The 17,490-nt window shown below is 73.1% G+C and carries 20 protein-coding genes; 15 read left to right on the plus strand and 5 right to left on the minus strand.

Translation table 11 applies throughout. The features are described 5' to 3' along the window. The first annotated feature begins 107 nt into the window (after nucleotides 1-107). The 5 genes from DFJ66_RS02825 (at nucleotide 108) to DFJ66_RS02845 (ending at nucleotide 3,361) form a co-directional block, all read left to right on the plus strand. Entirely contained in the window at nucleotides 108-974 is an 867-nt protein-coding gene (locus DFJ66_RS02825; protein WP_121217653.1) for a helix-turn-helix domain-containing protein, read from the plus strand. Beyond that, the gene (locus DFJ66_RS02830) at nucleotides 971-1,183 is read left to right on the plus strand and encodes a DUF397 domain-containing protein (RefSeq protein WP_170199094.1); all 213 of its coding nucleotides are present in this window, start codon (nucleotides 971-973) and stop codon (nucleotides 1,181-1,183) included. The genes DFJ66_RS02825 and DFJ66_RS02830 overlap by 4 nt, the downstream gene beginning before the upstream one ends. Nucleotides 1,184-1,250: 67 nt before the next feature. Beyond that, on the plus strand, nucleotides 1,251-1,799 hold the full coding sequence (locus DFJ66_RS02835) for an NUDIX domain-containing protein (protein WP_342776937.1): 549 nt from the start codon (nucleotides 1,251-1,253) through the stop codon (nucleotides 1,797-1,799). A 156-nt stretch (nucleotides 1,800-1,955) separates the two neighbouring features. Then, complete coding sequence (locus DFJ66_RS02840; RefSeq protein WP_121217657.1) at nucleotides 1,956-2,774, plus strand: nitroreductase/quinone reductase family protein; 819 nt, start codon at nucleotides 1,956-1,958, stop codon at nucleotides 2,772-2,774. Between the two features lie 11 nt (nucleotides 2,775-2,785). Then, nucleotides 2,786-3,361, plus strand: a complete 576-nt coding sequence (locus DFJ66_RS02845) for a GNAT family N-acetyltransferase (RefSeq protein WP_211350949.1) — start codon at nucleotides 2,786-2,788, stop codon at nucleotides 3,359-3,361. Here DFJ66_RS02845 and DFJ66_RS02850 read toward each other — a convergent pair. Beyond that, complete coding sequence (locus DFJ66_RS02850; RefSeq protein ID WP_246029551.1) at nucleotides 3,288-4,190, minus strand: alpha/beta hydrolase family protein; 903 nt, start codon at nucleotides 4,188-4,190, stop codon at nucleotides 3,288-3,290. The genes DFJ66_RS02845 and DFJ66_RS02850 overlap by 74 nt on opposite strands. A 68-nt stretch (nucleotides 4,191-4,258) precedes the next feature. On the opposite strand from DFJ66_RS02850, the gene DFJ66_RS02855 reads away from it, so the two are divergent. Further along, nucleotides 4,259-5,338: an epoxide hydrolase family protein gene (locus DFJ66_RS02855; RefSeq protein WP_121217659.1), complete on the plus strand. Its 1,080-nt coding sequence runs from the start codon at nucleotides 4,259-4,261 to the stop codon at nucleotides 5,336-5,338. A gap of 26 nt (nucleotides 5,339-5,364) precedes the next feature. Continuing rightward, nucleotides 5,365-6,450 (plus strand): winged helix DNA-binding domain-containing protein, encoded by a 1,086-nt coding sequence (locus DFJ66_RS02860; protein WP_211350950.1) that lies wholly within the window; start codon nucleotides 5,365-5,367, stop codon nucleotides 6,448-6,450. Here DFJ66_RS02860 and DFJ66_RS02865 read toward each other — a convergent pair. Continuing rightward, entirely contained in the window at nucleotides 6,447-7,595 is a 1,149-nt protein-coding gene (locus DFJ66_RS02865; protein ID WP_121217661.1) for an MFS transporter, read from the minus strand. The two genes, DFJ66_RS02860 and DFJ66_RS02865, sit on opposite strands and share 4 nt — an antisense overlap. A 90-nt stretch (nucleotides 7,596-7,685) precedes the next feature. Between DFJ66_RS02865 and DFJ66_RS02870 the strand changes: the two genes are divergently transcribed. The 4 genes from DFJ66_RS02870 (at nucleotide 7,686) to DFJ66_RS02885 (ending at nucleotide 10,741) form a co-directional block, all read left to right on the plus strand. After that, nucleotides 7,686-8,126, plus strand: coding sequence for a MarR family winged helix-turn-helix transcriptional regulator (locus DFJ66_RS02870; protein WP_121217663.1), 441 nt, complete (start codon nucleotides 7,686-7,688; stop codon nucleotides 8,124-8,126). Further along, entirely contained in the window at nucleotides 8,123-9,085 is a 963-nt protein-coding gene (locus DFJ66_RS02875) for a zinc-binding dehydrogenase (RefSeq protein WP_121217665.1), read from the plus strand. The genes DFJ66_RS02870 and DFJ66_RS02875 overlap by 4 nt, the downstream gene beginning before the upstream one ends. A 79-nt stretch (nucleotides 9,086-9,164) precedes the next feature. Continuing rightward, nucleotides 9,165-9,518: a YciI family protein gene (locus DFJ66_RS02880; RefSeq protein WP_121217667.1), complete on the plus strand. Its 354-nt coding sequence runs from the start codon at nucleotides 9,165-9,167 to the stop codon at nucleotides 9,516-9,518. Then, a complete protein-coding gene (locus tag DFJ66_RS02885; protein WP_121217669.1) occupies nucleotides 9,518-10,741 on the plus strand; it encodes an RNA polymerase sigma factor in 1,224 nt (407 codons plus the stop codon). The genes DFJ66_RS02880 and DFJ66_RS02885 overlap by 1 nt, the downstream gene beginning before the upstream one ends. On the opposite strand, the gene DFJ66_RS02890 is transcribed toward DFJ66_RS02885, so the two are convergent. Then, the gene (locus DFJ66_RS02890; protein ID WP_121217671.1) at nucleotides 10,698-11,738 is read right to left on the minus strand and encodes a threonine aldolase family protein; all 1,041 of its coding nucleotides are present in this window, start codon (nucleotides 11,736-11,738) and stop codon (nucleotides 10,698-10,700) included. The two genes, DFJ66_RS02885 and DFJ66_RS02890, sit on opposite strands and share 44 nt — an antisense overlap. A 97-nt stretch (nucleotides 11,739-11,835) precedes the next feature. Here DFJ66_RS02890 and DFJ66_RS02895 point away from each other — a divergent pair, with 97 nt between their 5' ends. Both DFJ66_RS02895 and DFJ66_RS02900 read left to right on the plus strand, forming a co-directional pair. Then, entirely contained in the window at nucleotides 11,836-12,405 is a 570-nt protein-coding gene (locus DFJ66_RS02895; protein ID WP_147459154.1) for an antibiotic biosynthesis monooxygenase, read from the plus strand. Continuing rightward, on the plus strand, nucleotides 12,389-12,967 hold the full coding sequence (locus tag DFJ66_RS02900) for a pyridoxamine 5'-phosphate oxidase family protein (RefSeq protein WP_121217675.1): 579 nt from the start codon (nucleotides 12,389-12,391) through the stop codon (nucleotides 12,965-12,967). Before DFJ66_RS02895 ends, DFJ66_RS02900 begins: the two co-directional genes overlap by 17 nt. Before the next feature lie 188 nt (nucleotides 12,968-13,155). On the opposite strand, the gene DFJ66_RS02905 is transcribed toward DFJ66_RS02900, so the two are convergent. Beyond that, nucleotides 13,156-14,085 carry an NADP-dependent oxidoreductase gene (locus DFJ66_RS02905; RefSeq protein WP_121230560.1) on the minus strand — a complete coding sequence of 310 codons (930 nt, stop codon included), beginning with the start codon at nucleotides 14,083-14,085 and terminating at the stop codon, nucleotides 13,156-13,158. Between the two features lie 74 nt (nucleotides 14,086-14,159). Then, nucleotides 14,160-14,891 carry a metallophosphoesterase gene (locus DFJ66_RS02910; protein ID WP_121217677.1) on the minus strand — a complete coding sequence of 244 codons (732 nt, stop codon included), beginning with the start codon at nucleotides 14,889-14,891 and terminating at the stop codon, nucleotides 14,160-14,162. A gap of 103 nt (nucleotides 14,892-14,994) precedes the next feature. On the opposite strand from DFJ66_RS02910, the gene DFJ66_RS02915 reads away from it, so the two are divergent. Next, complete coding sequence (locus DFJ66_RS02915; protein WP_121217679.1) at nucleotides 14,995-16,251, plus strand: hypothetical protein; 1,257 nt, start codon at nucleotides 14,995-14,997, stop codon at nucleotides 16,249-16,251. 284 nt (nucleotides 16,252-16,535) lie between these two features. Beyond that, entirely contained in the window at nucleotides 16,536-17,489 is a 954-nt protein-coding gene (locus tag DFJ66_RS02920) for a glutamate ABC transporter substrate-binding protein (protein WP_121217681.1), read from the plus strand. The last annotated feature ends 1 nt before the right edge of the window (nucleotide 17,490 follow it).

Below are 17,490 nucleotides of genomic sequence, written 5' to 3' on the forward strand. Positions count from 1 at the left end.
GACCTATCCAGGTCTATGTGATTATCACAGTTGTGATAATCACATAGGCTAGGTCCGTTCAGGTGGAGTTGCCCGACCGCCGCTCCCCCGGACGGAGACGAGGCCCCATGTCGGTACCGATGAACCCGCGCCTGCTGCGCAGGCTGATCGCGCTCAAGATGGTCCACTTCCGGACCCGGGCGGGACTGACGCAGGCGGACGCGGCCCGCATCCGCGGCTGCGCGCAGTCGCGCATCCACTACATCGAGAGCCGGCGCACCCTGCCCAACGAACAGGACCTGCGCCTGCTGCTACCCGCCTACGGCGTCGACCGACCGACGATCGACAGCTTCCTGGACCTGCTGCCGGTCGCGCGCAAGCGCAACTGGTACGACAGCCTGCCCGAGGCGGTGATGCCGAGCTGGTTCGGCGACTTCGTCGCCTTCGAGGAAGCCGCGAAGGAGATCGAGAGCTTCCAGTGCATGCTCATCCCGGGTCTGCTCCAGACCGAGAGCTACGCGAGCGCGGTGCTCCGGACGCTCAAACCCGACTTGTCGGACGACGAGGTGGGGCGTCGAGTCGGGGTGCGGATGCGGCGGCAGGCGACCGTCCTGGACGCCGAGCGGTCCACCACCCGCATCCGGGCCGTCGTGACCGAGGCCGCGCTGCGGACCGCGGTCGGTGGCCCGGAGACGCACCGCACCCAACTGCTCCACCTGCTCGAGCGGGCACGGCACCCGCGGATCGAACTGCAGGTGATCCCGGCAGACATCGGAGCACACGCCGGGCTCGACGGTTCCTTCACCCTCTTCCGGTTGCCGATCGAAGACGATCCCGGACTGGTCTACATGGAGGACAGGCTGCGTGGCCATTACTACGAAGAGACCGACGCGATAAATGAGTACTCCTCAGTATTTATGAGCCTCCGCCGCTCCGCGCTGACCCCACACCTAAGCTCGGCGATGATCAGTTCCGTCGCCGAGGAGATTTCGTGACCCGATCCCGTGGAATCGCCGTGCTCAACGGCGTTGTCGGCCGCAAGAGCAGCTACACCGGAAGCGGCGACTGCGTCGTGGTGGCAGCCGTTCCCCACTGCGCCTGGGTCGGGATCCGCGACTCGAAACTCACCGGGGAGCGGGCCGTCGAGCAGACGATCGTGGTGCCGCTCGACCGGTTCCGCCAGTTCGTGGACAGCCTGCGCTGACCTCGACCGGCGGGCGTCCTGGCGCTGCCGCAGACCTCCGACCTTTGTCTTCGGCATCCTGGAGACCATGAGCATCAGGACCGTGTCGTCCAAGGTCGTCTACGAGAACCGGTGGCTGTCGGTGCGGGAGGACCGCATCGAGTTGCCCGACGGCTCCCCCAGCCTCTACTCGGTGGTCGACAAGCCGGACTTCGCGCTGATCGTCCCCTTCGAGGACGACGGGTTTCACCTGGTCGAGCAGTTCCGGTACCCGACCGGGCGGCGGTCGTGGGAGTTTCCGTCCGGGTCGGTGGCCGGTGCGGGCGGGCCGGAGGAGGTGGCGGCGGTCGAGTTGGTCGAGGAGACCGGGATCCGGGCCGCGCGGTGGGAGCGGCTGGGGTTCGCGCACTGCGCCAACGGGTTCTCCACGATCGGGGTGCACGTCTTCCTGGCCACCGGGTTGACGCACGGCGAGCCGGCGCGGGAGGTGACCGAGCAGGACATGCGGCAGCGGTGGTTCGCGCGGGGTGAGGTGGAGGAGATGGTACGGGGTGGGGTGATCACCGACTCCCCCACGATCACCGCGTTGCTGCTGCTGTCGCTGTGGGAAAGATCGTTGCGCGACACGAACGGGTGAGGCTAGGGTCGGCGGCGTGACTGCCGGGTCGGCCTTGGGCCATTACCGAGACGGGCACCCGGCTCAGGTTTGAGCAGCGGGCGGGCCAGGGGTCCGCCGCACCTCCGGGACGTAGACGACTGTCCTCTTCGTACTTCCATCCCGGAGAAAACCCTTATGCCACTTAATTTCAACCAGCAGGTCGTCGACGAGTTCCGCGCCAACCACGGCCGCGTCGGCGGGTTCTTCGCGGGCGCGCGCCTGATCCTGCTCACCACCACGGGCGCCCGGTCCGGCCGGCCGCACACCGTGCCGCTGGGCTACCTGCCCGACGGCGGCCGCATCCTGGTCATCGGCTCGGCGGGCGGGTCGGACCGGCACCCGGCGTGGTTCCACAACCTGCTGGCCGACCCGAAGGCCACCGTCGAGGACGGCGTGTTCACCTACGAGGCCAAGGCGACCGTCCTGCGCGGCGCGGAACGCGACGAGGTGTTCGCCCGCGCGGTCGAGGCCGATCCCGGGTGGGCCGAGTACCAGGCCAAGACCAGCCGCGTGATCCCCGTGGTCGCGCTGGAGCAGGTCGCGGGCGGCCCGCCCAACGCGTCCTCCTTCGGCGAGGGCCTCAAGCTGCTGCACGACGCGTTCCGCCGCGAACTGGCGCTGATCCGGGCCGAGGCCGCGAAGTCCGGGCCGCGGATCGGGGCGCAGCTGCGGGTGAACTGCCTGACCCTGTGCCAGGGCCTGGAGTTCCACCACCGGTCCGAGGACGGCGGCGTGTTCCCGGCGCTGGCCGACCGGTACCCGGAGCTGGCGCCGGTGATGGCCCGGCTGCGCGAGGAGCACACCACCGTCGCCCGGCTGCTGGCGGAACTGCGGGCGGCGCTGGACGGGGAGGACGGTGTGCTCGTGCTGGCCGAGGTGGACCGGCTCGTCGCGGAGCTGGAGGCCCACCTGACCTACGAGGAAGAGCAGCTCATCCCGCTGCTGGACGCCTGAAGGTGACCGCCGTGCCCGAACCCGCCGTGCCCGAACCCGCCGACGTCACCGGACCGGCCAGCGTCACCGGACCGGCCGTGACCGGACGCGCCTTGACCGGACCCGACGACCTCGTCGAACTCGACCTCGTCGAACTCGACCTCGTCGAACTCGACCTCGCCGACGAGGCCACCGCCGTCGCCGTGCACCGCGTCGGCCTGCGGTCCTACGCGGTGGAGGCGGCGCTGATCGGGTCGGACGCCATCCCGGCGCTGCACGAGACCGTGGCCGACGTGCGGGCCCTGCCGCTGCGGTGGCTGGGCGCGCACATGGACGGTGTGCTCGCCGGGTTCATCGCCTGGGCGCACGAGGGCGACGAGCTCGACGTGGACCGGCTGTGCGTGGACCCGGACCACTTCCGCCGCGGCCTGGGGCGACGGTTGGTGGCCGCGGTCCTGGCGTTCGGCGCCCCGGTGACGGTGTGCACGGGCGCGGCCAACGCACCCGCGGTGGCCCTGTACGAGGGGGTGGGGTTCACGCGGGTGGGGACGTTCGAGCCGGAGCCGGGCTTGGTGCTGGCCCGGTTCCGGCACCCAGGAACGCGCTGAGCACCGGCGCGAACCCGGCGGCGAGCGGATCGCCACCGGGGACGGCCAGGTCGTGATCGGCGCCGGGGAACACGGCCAGGCCGGTGGCGTGCGGGGCGAACACGGCCACGCTCTCCGGCACCGGCACCAGGTCGTCCGCGCCGCCGAACAGGGCCAGCAGCGGGCACCTCACGCGCGGCAGCAGGTCGGCCGGGTCGAGGTCCATGTTGCGCACGAAGAACGACACCCGTTCCGGCAGGTCGTAGACCAGCGAGACCTGCGGGTACCACGGCTGGTCGCGCAGGCGTTCCTGGTCGCGGAGCACGTCCTCGACCGGGTCGCCCGCGCGCAGCCGGCGGGTGCGTTCGTCGACCCACGCCATCGCCTCGGCGACCGGCAGCCCGGCGGCCTCGACGGACCGCTGGATCCGCCACCGCTCCTGCGCGGCCATCGACACCCCGGGCCCGGACACCGTCACCACGTGCGCGACCGGCGCGGTGGCGGCGGCCAGCAGCGACACCCACCCGCCCTGGCTCCAGCCGATGAGCCCGACCCGGTCGGGGTCCACGCCCGGCCGGCCGCGCAGCACGTCGACGGCCGCCAGCGCCTCGGCGGCGCGGTCGGCCAGGGACTGGTCGCGCCAGTTGCCCGGGGAGGTGCCGCAGCCGGGCTTGTCGTGCCACAGCACCGCCGCGCCGCAGCCGCTGATCCGGTCCGCCCACCGGGTCATGTCCTCCACGGCGGAGTTGCCGGACCCGTCCACGAACACCAGGCCGGGCAGGAGCCGGTCGGGGTCGTGGCGGACGCGGGCGCGCAACGGGCCGACAGCGGTGTCCTCGTCGATCCACACGAACCCCACGGTAGCCACGTGTTGATCGAGGACCGTTCCTGACCTCGATAGTGCCTAGCGTCGACGTCATGACCGAGGTTCGAGAGTTCCGCATCGACGTCCCACAGGCCGACCTGGAGGACCTGCACGACCGGCTCGCCCGCACCCGCTGGGTCGCGCAGCTGCCCGGCGGGTGGGCGCGCGGGGTGGAGTCGGGGTGGTTGCGGGAGATGGTGGCGCACTGGCGGGACGGGTTCGACTGGCGGGCGCAGGAGGCTCGGCTCAACGCGTTCCCGCAGTTCGTGACCGAGGTCGAGGGGCTGGACGTGCACTTCCTGCACGTCCGGTCGCAGGACCCGGACGCGCTGCCGTTGCTGCTGGTGCACGGCTGGCCCAACTCGTTCGTGGAGTTCGTCGACCTCGTCGGGCACTTGCGGCACTTCCACCTGGTGATCCCCAGCGTGCCCGGGTTCGGGTTCTCCCAGGCCCCGCGGGACCGGTTCACGGTGGCGGACGCGGGGCGGGTGTTCGCCGCGCTGATGGACCGGCTCGGGTACGCCCGGTACGGCGTGCAGGGCGGTGACCTGGGCGCCTACCTCGCGCCGGAGGTCGCCAAGGCCGCGCCGGACCGGGTGGTCGGGGTGTACGTGACCGCCGGGCTCGGGTTCCCCACCGAGGAGGACGAGCTGACCGACGACGAGCGGCGGTCGCTGTCGTGGATGTCGGAGTGGTCGAGCGGGGCGGTGGACCACCACGGGTTGTTGCGTGCCGCGCCGCAGACCTTCGCCTACGCCTGGAACGACTCGCCGGTGGGGTTGCTGGCGTGGATGATGCAGAAGTTCAGGGAGTTCGCGGTGACGGTGGAGCTGCCGGAGCAGGCCATCGACCGCGACCTGCTGCTGCTCAACACCTCCCTGTACTGGTTCACCGGCACGGCGGGCTCGTCGTCGTGGTTCATGTACGACACCGAGCGGTTCGCCTGGCCGCTGGGGCAGGACCTGGTGCCGACCGGCGTCTACAGCGGCCCGCCCGGCATCCGGCGGTTGGCCGAGCGGCACAACCGGATCGTGCACTGGCCGGAGGGCAATCCCGGCGGCCACTTCGTGGCGATGGAGGAGCCGGTGGTGTTCGCCAAGGACCTCTCGACCTTCTTCGGCGGCCTGCGGTGAGCCCGCGAGTGGTGAGCCGGCCTGCGGTGAGCGTCGTGGCGCGGCGGATGGCCCGACACCACCTCACCGCGCCGGGCGCTTCGGCCGCCGAGGTGGTGCGGGCGATGTGCGGGGCGCACGCGCAGATCGGGTCGGCCGCCGAGCTGTCCGTGGGGCTGCGGCTGGCGGGCGCGACCCGCCAGACCGTCCGGGACGCGCTGTGGGTGGACCGGACGCTGGTCAAGACCCGAGGCCCGCGCGGCACGGTGCACCTGCTGCCCGCCGAGGACCTGCCGATGTGGTTGGGCGCGCTGGAACACCTGCCCGTCGCCCTGGACCTGCTCACCCCGGCGCAGACCGACCAGGTGGTCGCGGCGATCGCCGACGCCCTGGCCGACGCCGAGCTGACCGCGGCGGAGCTGACCGACGAGGTCGTGGCCAGGACCGGGCCGTGGGCGGGCGAGAGGGTCATGGAAGCCTTCCAGGACAAGTGGCCCCGGTGGATGCAGGCCATGCACGTCGCCGCCAACCGGGGCGCGTTGTGCTTCGCCCCGAACAAGGGCCGCAAGACCGCTTACACCAGCCCGGCCCGGTGGGTGCCCGGCGTCCGACCCGACCCGGACGGCGGGGTGTGGCTGCTGGAGCACTACCTGCGCTCCTACGGCCCGGCCCGCCCGGAGCACTTCGCTCGGTGGCTGGCCGCGCCCAAGCGGTGGGTGGACGGCCTGTTCGCGCGGGCGGACGTCGAGGAGTGCGCGGGCGGGTTCGTGGTGCGCGGTGACCTGGAGTTCCCGGCCGAGCCGCCGCGCGGGGTGTGGCTGCTGCCCTACTTCGACGCGTTCGCGGTCGGCTGTCACCCCAGGTCGGAGCTGTTCCCGGGTCGTGCGGCGGAACGGGCGCTCAACGGCGGCCAGGCGGGCAACTTCCCGGTCGTGCTGGTGGACGGCGTGGTGGCCGGGGTGTGGCATCAGCGGCGGTCGGGGCGTCGGATCGCGGTGACCGTGGAGACCTTCGCCGAGCTGTCCGCCCGGCAGCGCCGCGAGCTGGAGGACCAGGTGGAGCGGGTGGGGGCGGTCGTGGAGGGGCGAGCGGAGCTGGTCCTCGGCCCGGTCACGGTCGGCCCCCACGCCTAGGCGGCCAGGGTCACGCCGATCGAGGCCCCGATCTGCATGCTGACCGGCACCGCCGCCCCGGCCACACCGGCGTCCGGTCCGGCGTCGCGGGTGGCGGTGTTGTTGGCGTGCGCCATCACCCAGCCGCCGCCCAGCCCCATCAACACCATGCTCGGCAGGGCGTCGGTCCAGTAGCTTCCGCCGCCGAGCAGCACCACCGCCAGTCCGGCCAGCACCAGCCCGCTGACCAGCGGGAACGGCACCCGGAGGTGGGCGGCGAGCAGGATCGCCGCCGTGTAGGGCAGGAAGGCGACGCCGGCGAGGGCGGGGCCGAGGCCGAGGGTGGTCTGGAGGTGGAAGGTCAGGTCGTAGAGGGCGCCGAACGACGCCGTCGACAGGGCCAGGACCGCCAGGTAGGCGCCGGCGCGGGCCGGGTGGCGCAGGACCCGGGGCGGCAGCAGCGGGTTGGGCGTGCGGTGCTGGTGCCACCAGAAGACCGCCAGGGGCACCGCGCCGAACCACCAGCCGTGGACGACCATCGCCAGGCCGGCGGTGGCCAGGACCGCGCCGACGACGTCGATGCGGCCCCCGGTGCCCGGGGCGGGGACGACCGTGGCGAGGATGCCGATCAGGGCGACGGCGGCCAGCGGCAGCCCGAGGTACATGCTCCACCGCCAGTCGAGCACCTGGGTGAGGGTGCCGCCGAGGACCAGTCCGACGCCGGAGGAGCTGCCCATGATGGTGCCCCAGATCCCGAACGCCCTGGCCCGGTCCTCCGGCGTGGTGAACGAGGTGCCCAGCAGCGCGAGCGCGGCCGGGGTGTAGAGCGCGCCGAACACGCCTTGCAGGACGCGCGCGGCGATGATCGTCGTGGCGTCGAACGCCAGCCCGCCCAGCAGGGACGCGGCGGCGAAGCCGAGCACGCCCACCAGCAGGCAGCGGCGGCGGCCCAGCAGGTCGGACAGGCGTCCGCCGAGCAGCAGGCAGCCGCCGAAGGCGAGGGCGAACCCGGCGACGACCCAGCGGGTGGCGTCGGCGGACAGGCCGAGGTCGTGGCGCAGGGACGGCAGCGCGATGGTCACGATGGTGGCGTCCACGGCGATCATGAGCTGTCCCAGGCCGAGGGCGAGCAGGCCCCACCAGCGGCGGGTGTCGGTTCGCAGCACGTCTCCCCCAAAAGGTTGGTCACGCCAATGTTGGCACGGCCAACGCTAGCCGATCGTTGGTGCGACCAACAAGTGGGTAGACTGCGGCGCATGGAGACGACAGGTGCGCCCGCGCGGCTGCGCGGCAGGCCCAGTTGGCTGCTCAACTCGGCGGCCCTGCAAGCCACCCGCCTGGTCAACGACGGGTTCGCCGCGGTCGGCGCGCGCCGCTACCACTACAAGCTGCTGGCCACGCTGGAGGAGTTCGGGCCCGCCAGCCAGGCCGACCTCAGCCGCCGCGGCGGGGTGGACCGCAGCGACGTCGTGGCCGCGGTCAACGAGATGGCCGAGCGCGGGTTCGTGGAACGCGCGGTGGACCCGGCCGACCGGCGGCGCAACATCGTCACGATCACCGAAGCGGGCACGCGGCACCTGGGGCACCTGGACGAGGTGCTCGCCGGGGCGCAGGACGCGCTGCTGGCGCCGCTGTCCGCCGCCGAGAGGGAGGACCTGGTGGGCATGCTCAGCCGGATCGTGGAGCACCACTCGTGAGGGCCGTCGTGCTCAGCGGGCCGGGGCCGGTGGAGAACCTGGCGCTGGTGGAACTGCCGGTGCCCGAGCCGCCGCCGGGGTGGGTGCGCATCCGGGTGCGGGCGTTCGGGCTCAACCGGTCCGAGCTGCACACCCGGCTGGGACTGGCCGAGGGCGTGGTGTTCCCGCGCGTGCCCGGCATCGAGGCCACCGGCGAGGTCGACAGCGACTGCGACCTGCCGCGCGGGCAGCAGGTGGCGGCCATGATGGGCGGCATGGGCCGGGTGTTCGACGGCGGGTACGCCGAGTACACCGTGGTGCCGCGCGCCAACGTCGTGCCGTTCCGCTCCGAGCTGCCGTGGGAGGTGCTGGGCGCGGTGCCCGAGACCCTCCAGACCGCGTACGGCTCGCTGACCACGGGCCTGGACCTGCGCGGCGGGCAGACCCTGCTCGTTCGGGGCGGCACCTCCGCGCTCGGGTTCGCCACCACCGCCCTGGCCAAGGACCTCGGCGCGACCGTGCTGGCCACCACCCGCTCACCGGACCGGCTGGACGTGCTGCGCAAGCACGGCGTGGACCACGCCCTGGTGGACGACGGGAACGTGGCCGCGCAGGTCAGGGAGCTGTACCCGGACGGGGTGGACGCGGCGCTGGAACTGGTCGGCACCCCGACCCTGCCCGACACGCTCGCGGCGACCCGCGTGCACGGCACGGTGTGCTTCACCGGGATGCTGTCCAACCAGTGGCTGGTGCGCGACTTCTACCCCATCGGCTACCTGCCCAAGGGCGTGCGGCTGACCGCGTACGGCGGCGAGGCCTCCGACCTGCCCGCCGAGGTGCTCCAGCGCTACCTCGACCAGGTCGCGGCGGGCGAGGTCGACCCCGGCCCGAGGACGGTCTACCGCCTGGAGGACATCCGCGCCGCGCACGACGACCTGGAGCACAACCGCCGGGTCGGCAAGCTGGTCGTGGTGCTGTAGGAGATTCGTCGCGGCGGAGGTGTCGATCCGGCGGCCGGCCGTTCGTGTAGAGGGCGAACCGACCCCACGGGAGGACGTCATGACGCACTACCTGATCAGCGTGATCGAGCCGACCGGCTACGACATCCCCGAGCCGGAGGTGCTGGAGAAGATCATGCACGACGTGGAGGCCGTGGACGCCGACATGCGCGAGCAGGGCGTGTGGGTGTTCGCCGGCGGCCTGCACGGGCCCGAGGCGGCGACCACCCTGCGGCCCGACGGTGACGGGGTGCTGGTCACCGACGGGCCGTTCACCGAGGCCAAGGAGCACATCGGCGGGTTCTCCATCATCGACGTGCCCGACCTGGACGCCGCCCTGGAGTGGGGGCGGCGGATGAGCGTGGCGTGCACGCTGCCGGTGGAGGTGCGCCCCTTCCACACCCTGCCGGGCTGATGACCGGACGGGTCGAGGAGGTCTTCGGCCGCGAGTACGGGCGCTCGGTGGCCGTCCTGGCCCGCGTGTTCGGCGACCTCGACATCGCCGAGGACGCGGTCCAGGACGCGTTCGCCGAGGCCGTCCGCCGCTGGCCGGAGACCGGCGTGCCGCCCAGCCCGGCCGGCTGGATCATCACCACCGCCCGCAACCGGGCGCTGGACCGGCTGCGCCGCGAGGCCCGCCGGGACGACAAGCACGCCCAGGCCGCGCTGCTGCACGCCCGCGAGGAACCGGAGGCGGTCGAGGTGGTGACCGACGACCGGTTGCGGCTGATCTTCACCTGCTGCCACCCCGCGCTGAACCTGCCCGCCCGGGTCGCGCTGACCCTGCGGCTGCTGGGCGGGCTGACCACGGCCGAGATCGCACGGGCGTTCCTGGTGCCCGAGGCGACCCTGGCGCAGCGGCTGGTGCGGGCCAAGAACAAGATCCGCACCGCCCGCATCCCCTACCGCGTGCCCGGCGAGGCCGAGCTGCCCGACCGGCTGCGGGCGGTGCTCGCGGTGGTCTACCTGGTGTTCAACGAGGGCTACGCGGCCTCCTCCGGCGAGCACCTGGTGCGCCGCGACCTGTGCGCCGAGGCGATCCGGCTGGGCCGGCTGCTGGTGGAGCTGATGCCCGACGAGCCCGAAGCGGTCGGGCTGCTCGCGCTGATGCTCCTCCAGCACGCCCGGCTGCCCGCCCGCGTGGACTCCCGCGGCGCGCTGGTGCGGCTGGCCGACCAGGACCGGTCGCTGTGGGACGCCGGGCTGCTGGCCGAGGGCCGTGCGCTGGTCCGGTGGTGCCTGCGCCGCAACCAGCCGGGTCCCTACCAGATCCAGGCGGCGGTCAACGCCGTGCACAGCGACCCGCCGCCCACCGACTGGCGGCAGGTCGTCGCCCTGTACGACCAGCTCATGGCCGTCGCGCCGTCTGCCGTGGTGGCGCTGAATAGGGCGGTCGCCGTGGCAGAGGTCGACGGGCCGGCGGTCGCTGTGGGCCTTGTGGACGCGCTGTGTATGGATAGCTACCACCACTACCACGCTGTCCGGGCGGAACTGCTGCGCAGACTGGGCCGCGCGGACGAGGCGGCAGCGGCCTACCGGCGGGCGTGGGAGCTGGCCGGGAACGCAGCGGAACGGGAACTGTTGGCGCGCGCACTCAGTGAAGTCGGCGGACCAGGTCCGCCACCTCCTCCGGCGTGAACTCCAGCGCGAGGTGCCCGATCGTCAGCTCCAGCGCGCACACGCCCGGAGCCACGGACTTGGGGAAGCGGGGCAGCTCGACGCCGGTCTCCTCCAGCAACTTCTCCGCCGCCGGCTTGACCGCGGCACGCGGCACCGGCAGGTGGATGTGGAACAACGGTGTCTGCGGCACGACGGGCACGGTACGCGCATACCCGTCGGCGTTGACGGCCGCCGCCACCGCACGGGCGTGGGCGAGGAACTCCGGCATCCTGGGCAGGGTCTCGTCCAACCCCAGGTCGGCGGCCACCGCGAGGGGCCACAGGTCGGGCAGGTTGCCGCCGAGTCGCGTTCGCCACACCCCGGCCTCGTCGATCGTCTCCCGGTCGCCGGCCAGCACCGCGCCGCGCACGCCTTCCAGGCCCTTGTAGAGGGAGACGTAGACGGTGTCGAACAGGGCGGCGATCTCGGCGTGCGGCCGGTCGTAGTAGGGCTGCGCCTCCCACAGGCGCGCGCCGTCGAGGTGGGTGGCGGCGCCGCGTCCGGCGGCCCACCGGGTGTGCTCGACCAGGTCGTCCCACTCGGGCAGCAGGCCGCCGATCTCGCGTTGCGGCAGCTCCAGCAGCAGGGCGGAGATCGGTTCCCCGACCTCGGCGAGGTCGTCGGCGGTGAGCAGGCCGTTGGGGTCGCCGACCGGGCGGTGCACCAGGTGGTGGACGGCGTTGTAGCCCTGCTGCTCCCACAGCGCCACGTGCGCGGTGGGGTGGGCGGCGAAGGTGCGGCGGCCGGTGCGGTCGGCGTGGATGCGCAGCGCGACCTGCTGCGCCATCGTGCCGGAGGGGAAGAACAGGGCGGCGGGCTTGCCGAGCAGGTCGGCGATCCGGGTCTCCAGGTCCTTGACCGGCTGGTCCGGGAGGGTGCCCGGAGGGACGCGGTCGAGCAGGCGGCGCAGCGTGGCGTGCGGGTCGCGGCGCAGCCGGGAGTGCTGGACGAGGGACCGGCGGATCTCGGGTGCCATGCGCGCGAGTCTGTTCGGTGCCGGCGGCCGTGGGCAACACGGTTTCCAGTCGACCGACTGATTCGGCGACGGATGTCCGGTTCGTAGCGTGCCGGTCATGAGACCTGATCTGGCCCGTGAGGACGCGGACGTGCTGCTGGTGGCGCCGTTCGCCGACGAGTTCGACGACCGGCCCGCCGGTCTGGTGGCCTCCCACCGGCTGGTGGGGACGGGCGGTAGCTCGGACGGTGGCTCGGACGGCGAGGAGGTGACGGTGGCGCAGTTCGACGCGGTCGTGTCGAGGGAGGGGTTCACCGCCTACCGCCGGTACCGGTCGTTGACCCGGTCGGAACGGGTGCCCGGGTGCGTGGTGCTGGTGCGGGTCGAGTTGGCGGCGGGGACCGGTCGCGAGTGGGTGGACCTGGTGCTGGACGCCCTGGCCCACTCGCAGGACCTGCCGCCGGGCGGGATCTCCGGGCACTTCCACGTGTCCGACGACGGGTCGAAGGTGCTCAACTACGCGGAGTGGGAGTCGGCGGCGGCGCACGTCGAGGCGGTCGAGCGGGGTGGCGGGTCGGTGGGGGTGGGTGAGCGGTGGGAGCGGGTGCACGGGTTCCACGGGCTGAAAAGTTCTACCGTCCGGCGCTACCGGTACGCGGATACTGGCGATCATGGGCAAGGTCTATGAGCGCATCGACGGCAGGCTGCGGAAGTTCATCGAGTCCCAGCCGGTGTTCTTCACCGCGACCGCCCCGCTGGCGGCCGACGGTCACGTGAACCTCTCCCCCAAGGGCCGCACCGGCACCTGGCGGGTCCTGGACGAGCGGACGGTGGCGTACCTGGACTTCGGCGGCTCGCACGCCGAGACCATCGCCCACCTGCGGGAGAACGGCCGGATCACGCTCATGTGGTGCGCGTTCGACGGCCCGCCGAACATCGTGCGGGTGCACGGGACCGGCGAGCCGGTGTTCCGCGACGACCCGCGGTTCGCCGAGCTGGCGGCGGGGTTCGGGGAGGCGGACGGGCCGGCGGTGCGGGCGGTGGTGGTCGTGACGGCGAAGCTGATCAGCGACACGTGCGGGTTCGCGGTGCCGTTCATGGACTACCGGGAGGACCGGACCCTGCACGCCGAGCACTTCGGGCGGAAGACCGACGAGCAGTTCCGGGCCTACTGCGACTCCAAGCCGCACAACCACGCCAGCATCGACGGCCTGCCCGCGCTGCCGTTGCCGTTGCCGGAGCGGTTGTAGGGGGCGGGGTGGGGTTGTAGGAGGTGGGGCGGGGTCTTGGGTGGGGCGGGGCTTCGGGTGGGGTGTGTGGCGTTGCGTTTCCCCACCCGCCGCCCCCGCCAGGCCGCCCTGGCACAAGCCCCAACTGCAACCCGCCTTCGGCGGGGCCGCCTGCGGCGGCTCGCACGGCCGGCTTCGCCGGGTCGTCGTCAGGTGGTGAGCACGATCTTGCCCTGGGTGCGGCCGGTCTCGAGCAGTTCGTGGGCCTTCGCGGCCTGCTCCAGGGGCAGGACGGTGTCCAGTTCGGTGCGCAGGGAGCCCTGCTCGACCAACTCGGCGAGGGCGAGCAGGCCGTGGCGGTCCGGTTCGCACAGCACCGCGGCGGTGCGGACGTCGGTGCCCGCCGCGGCGGCGTTCAGGGTGTCCAGGGAGCTGCCGAGGATGGTCACCACGAGGCCGCCCGGCTTGACCGTCGGCACCGAGCGCGCGCCGATGTCCCCGCCCACGGTGTCGAAGGCGACGTCGACGTCCCGCACGACCTCGGCGAAGTCCACAGCGGTGTAGTCCACGACCTCGTCGGCGCCCAGGGACCGGACGAAGTCGTGCTTGGGCGCGCTGGCGGTGGCGATGACGTGCGCGCCGCGGGCCTTGGCGATCTGGACGGCGACGTGCCCGACCCCGCCCGCGGCGGCGTGCACGAGCACCCGCTGACCGGGCCGGACGTCGGCGGTCTCGACCAGGCTCTGCCACGCGGTCAGGCCGACCAGCGGCAGCGCGGCGCCGTGCGGGTGGTCCAGTGCGGCGGGCTTGTGCACGAAGTGGCGGGACGGGGCGACGACGTACTCCGCGTACGCGCCGGCCTGGCGCGGGAACACCGGCATGCCCACGACCTCGTCGCCGGGTGCGAACAGGGTCACGCCGAACCCGACCTCCTCGACCACGCCGGAGACGTCCCAGCCCAGCACGAACGGCGGCGTCCCGAGCAGGCCGCCGGCGGTGCGGGTCTTGGCGTCGACCGGGTTGACCCCGGCGGCGTGGACGCGGACCAGGACCTCCGTAGGGCCGGGGGTGGGCTTGGGGAGGGTGACCTCGTGCAGCACGTCGGGTCCGCCGAGTCGGTCCTGGCTGATGGCGCGCATGGTGCTCATGACCGGCGATCCTCATCGAGGTGTCCGGCGGCGGCCAGCCGGGGGCGGGCCAAGATCCGCAACGTTCAGGCCACGACCCGGTAGTGGGTGGTCAGGCGCAGGTCGTCGGACAGCACGTGGAAGGCGACCGCGGGCGGCAGGTCCACGTCGATGATCTTGTCGGATTCCCACGGCAGCAGCAGGGTGTTGACCACGCCCGGTGCGACGCGCAGCGGCAGGCCCGCGAAGGTGGAGGCGGCGGCGGTGTGGGCGTGGCCGGACAGCAGGCCCACCACGTTGTCGTGGCGGGCCAGCACGGCGGCCAGGCGGTCCTCGCCGAACTGGCGGATGGCGTCGAGGTCGGGCTGGTGCACGGTCACGGGCGGGTGGTGGAAGCACACGAACGTCGGCGCGCCCTGCCGCAGCACCCCGTCCAGCCAGTCCAGCGTCTCCTCGGCGAGCAGGCCGTCGGAGCGGCCGGGGATGGACGAGTCGCACAGCGCGAAGACCACGTCGCCGATCTTCTCGACCTGGTTGACCGGGGCGTCGCTCGCCGGGCCGCCCAGCAGGACCTGGCGGAAGTTTCCGCGGTCGTCGTGGTTGCCCGGCAGCAGCAAGACCGGGACCTTCGACGTCAGGTGCTCGCGCGCCAACTCGTACTCGGAGGTGAGGCCGTGGTCGGCGATGTCGCCGCTGACGAGGATCGCGTCCAGCGGTCCCGGCAGCCCGTTCAGGTAGTCCAGGACGCGACGCGCCCGGACCGTGGCGCGGGTTCCGCCGTCGAAGTGGGTGTCGCTGAGGTGCGCGAAGACCAACACGGCGTCGAGCCTAACCGCAGCCGAACGGGCCCCGGGCCGATCACGGCGGATCTACGCTAACGGTGCGGCGTGTGGCGCCGATCACCTCGGAAAGGGGGCGGTCGTGCTGGTCGAGGCTCAGCGGAACCCCGTGCGCCGGGTGACCGGGCTCGCGCGCAGCACGCCGGGCCGGTTGACGTTGCTGGCGCTGGGGTTGGTGGCGCTGACGGTGCTGGTCGGCGCGTTGACGGCGGCCTCGGTGCAGCGGCGCTCGGACGCGTTGACCGCGTTGGCCGACCGCAGCGAACCGCTGGCGTTCGCCGCGCAGGAGGTCTACCGGGCGATGGCCGACGCCGACGCCACGGCGGCCAGCGCGTTCCTGTCCGGCGGCGTGGAGTCGGCGACGCTGCGGCAGCGCTACGAGGCGGACGTGGCCAAGGCCGCGGCGGCGTTGTCCACGGCGACGGGTGAGATCACGCGGTCGCCGGAGCTGGGTGAGGCGTTGTCGACGCTGTCGCAGCAGCTGCCGGTCTACACGGGGCTGGTGGAGACGGCGCGGGCGCACAACCGGCAGGGCAACCCGGTGGGCGCGGCGTACCTGCGGGAGGCCTCGACGCTGATGCGCGACCGGTTGCTGCCGGCGGCGCAGTCGCTGTACCGGGCCGAGGACGCCAACGTCGTGCGGGACCTGGGCGGTGCGACGACGCTGCCGTGGCTGGAGCTGCTGTTGGGCGCGGTGCTGCTCGGGGCGCTGGTGGCGGCGCAGCGGTACCTGACGCGCAAGACCAACCGGCTGCTCAACGTGGGGTTGGTGGCGGCGACGGCGGCGTCGGTGGTGTCGCTGCTGTGGGTGTTGGGCGCGTCGGTGGTGGCGGTGTCGGGGGCGTCGTCGAGCCGGGACGACGCGGAGGTGGTGGACGTGCTGGCGCAGGCGCGCATCCAGACCTTGGCCGCGCGGCGCGACGAGACGTTGACGCTGGTGGCGCGCGGGAGCGGCGGTGTGTACGAGAAGGGTTTCGGGGCGGCGTCGGACGAGCTGCGGGGGTTGCTGGACCGGGCCGGGTCGGGGGCGGCGATGACGCACTTCGAGCGGTGGCAGCAGGCGCACCAGCGGGTCCGGGAGGCCGACGACCGCGGTGACTACACCGCGGCGGTTGGGTTGGCGCTGGGGTCGGGGCCGGACGGGGCGGCGGAGGCGTTCGACGCGTTGGACGGCGACCTGCGGTCGTCGTTGGCGCAGGCGCGGGCGCGGTTGACCGAGCGGATCGCGGGGGCGCGGGGCGCGTTGACCGGCGCGGTGCCGGCGGTGGTGCTGTTGGCGCTGGTGGCGGCGGTCGCGGTGGCGGCGGGGTTGTGGCAGCGGTTGAAGGAGTACCGATGACCGGCGGGTGGCGTGGCGCGGTGGTGCGTGGCGCGGTGCGGCCTCCGGCCCCCGGTTCCAGTGTCCCACGGGGGACCGACAGTTCTAGTCGTGCGGCCGGCGGAGGCCGTGCGGCCGGCGGAGGCCGTGCGGCTGGCGGAGGGTGTGCGGCTGGCTGGTGGGAGGCGGCGGGCCGGTGGTGGCTGGTAGGCGGGTGGCGCGCGGGCCGGTCGTGGTCGGCAGGCAAGTCGCGGGCGGGCGGGTCGCGGGCGCGGCGGTGGTGGTCGGCCGGGCGGGCGCGGGCGGTGCTGGTTGCGGTGGTCGCGGCGGTGGGGGTGGCGTGTGCGCCCGTGCCGAGCGGGGCGCCGGACATCGGGGGCGGGTCGGCCGTGGTGCCCCGGCCCGACGACGCCTCGGAGTTGACCGCGCCGCCGAGTTCCGCCGCGGCGGCGGTGCCCTCGTGCGACGCGACGGCGAGCCTGCGCCCGCAGGGCGAGTTGCCGGCGGCGGGGCAGATGCCGGCGGGGTCCACGATGGAGCGGATCGTGCGCAGCGGCCGGTTGCGGGTCGGGGTGGACCAGAACACCTACCTGATGGGGTTCCGCAACCCGTTCTCCGGGCAGCTGGAGGGCTTCGACGTCGACATGGCGCGCGAGGTCGCGCGGGCGTTGTTCGGGGACCCGGAGAAGATCCAGTTCAAGGTGCTGACCTCCGAGCAGCGCATCCCGGCGTTGGAGAAGGGCGAGGTGGACATCGTCGTCCGCACGATGACGATCAACTGCGAGCGGTGGCAGAAGGTGAACTTCTCCACCGTCTACTACCAGGCCGGGCAGCGGGTGCTGGTGCCCTCCTCGTCGGAGGTGACCGGGATCGAGTCGCTGGGCGGGAAGAAGGTGTGCGCGACCAAGGGGTCCTCGTCGCTGGTCAACGTCGCCAACGCGCCTTCGCGGCCGATCGCGGTGGAGGTCCCGAACTGGACAGACTGCCTGGTGATGCTCCAGCAGGGGCAGGTGGACGCGATCTCCACCGACGACACGATCCTGGCCGGGTTCGCCGCCCAGGACCCGTACACGAAGGTCGTCGGGCCGAAGTTCACCGCCGAGCCGTACGGGATGGCGATGCCCAAGGCGTCGGAGGACTTCGTCCGGTTCGTCAACGCCCTGCTGGAGCGGTTGCGCGCGGACGGCACGTGGGCGGCGATCCACCGGCGGTGGCTGGGTGAGCCGCCCCCGCCGCCGGTCGCGAAGTACCGGGACTGAC

This window comes from Saccharothrix variisporea (genome assembly GCF_003634995.1).
Classification (GTDB): domain Bacteria; phylum Actinomycetota; class Actinomycetes; order Mycobacteriales; family Pseudonocardiaceae; genus Actinosynnema; species Actinosynnema variisporeum.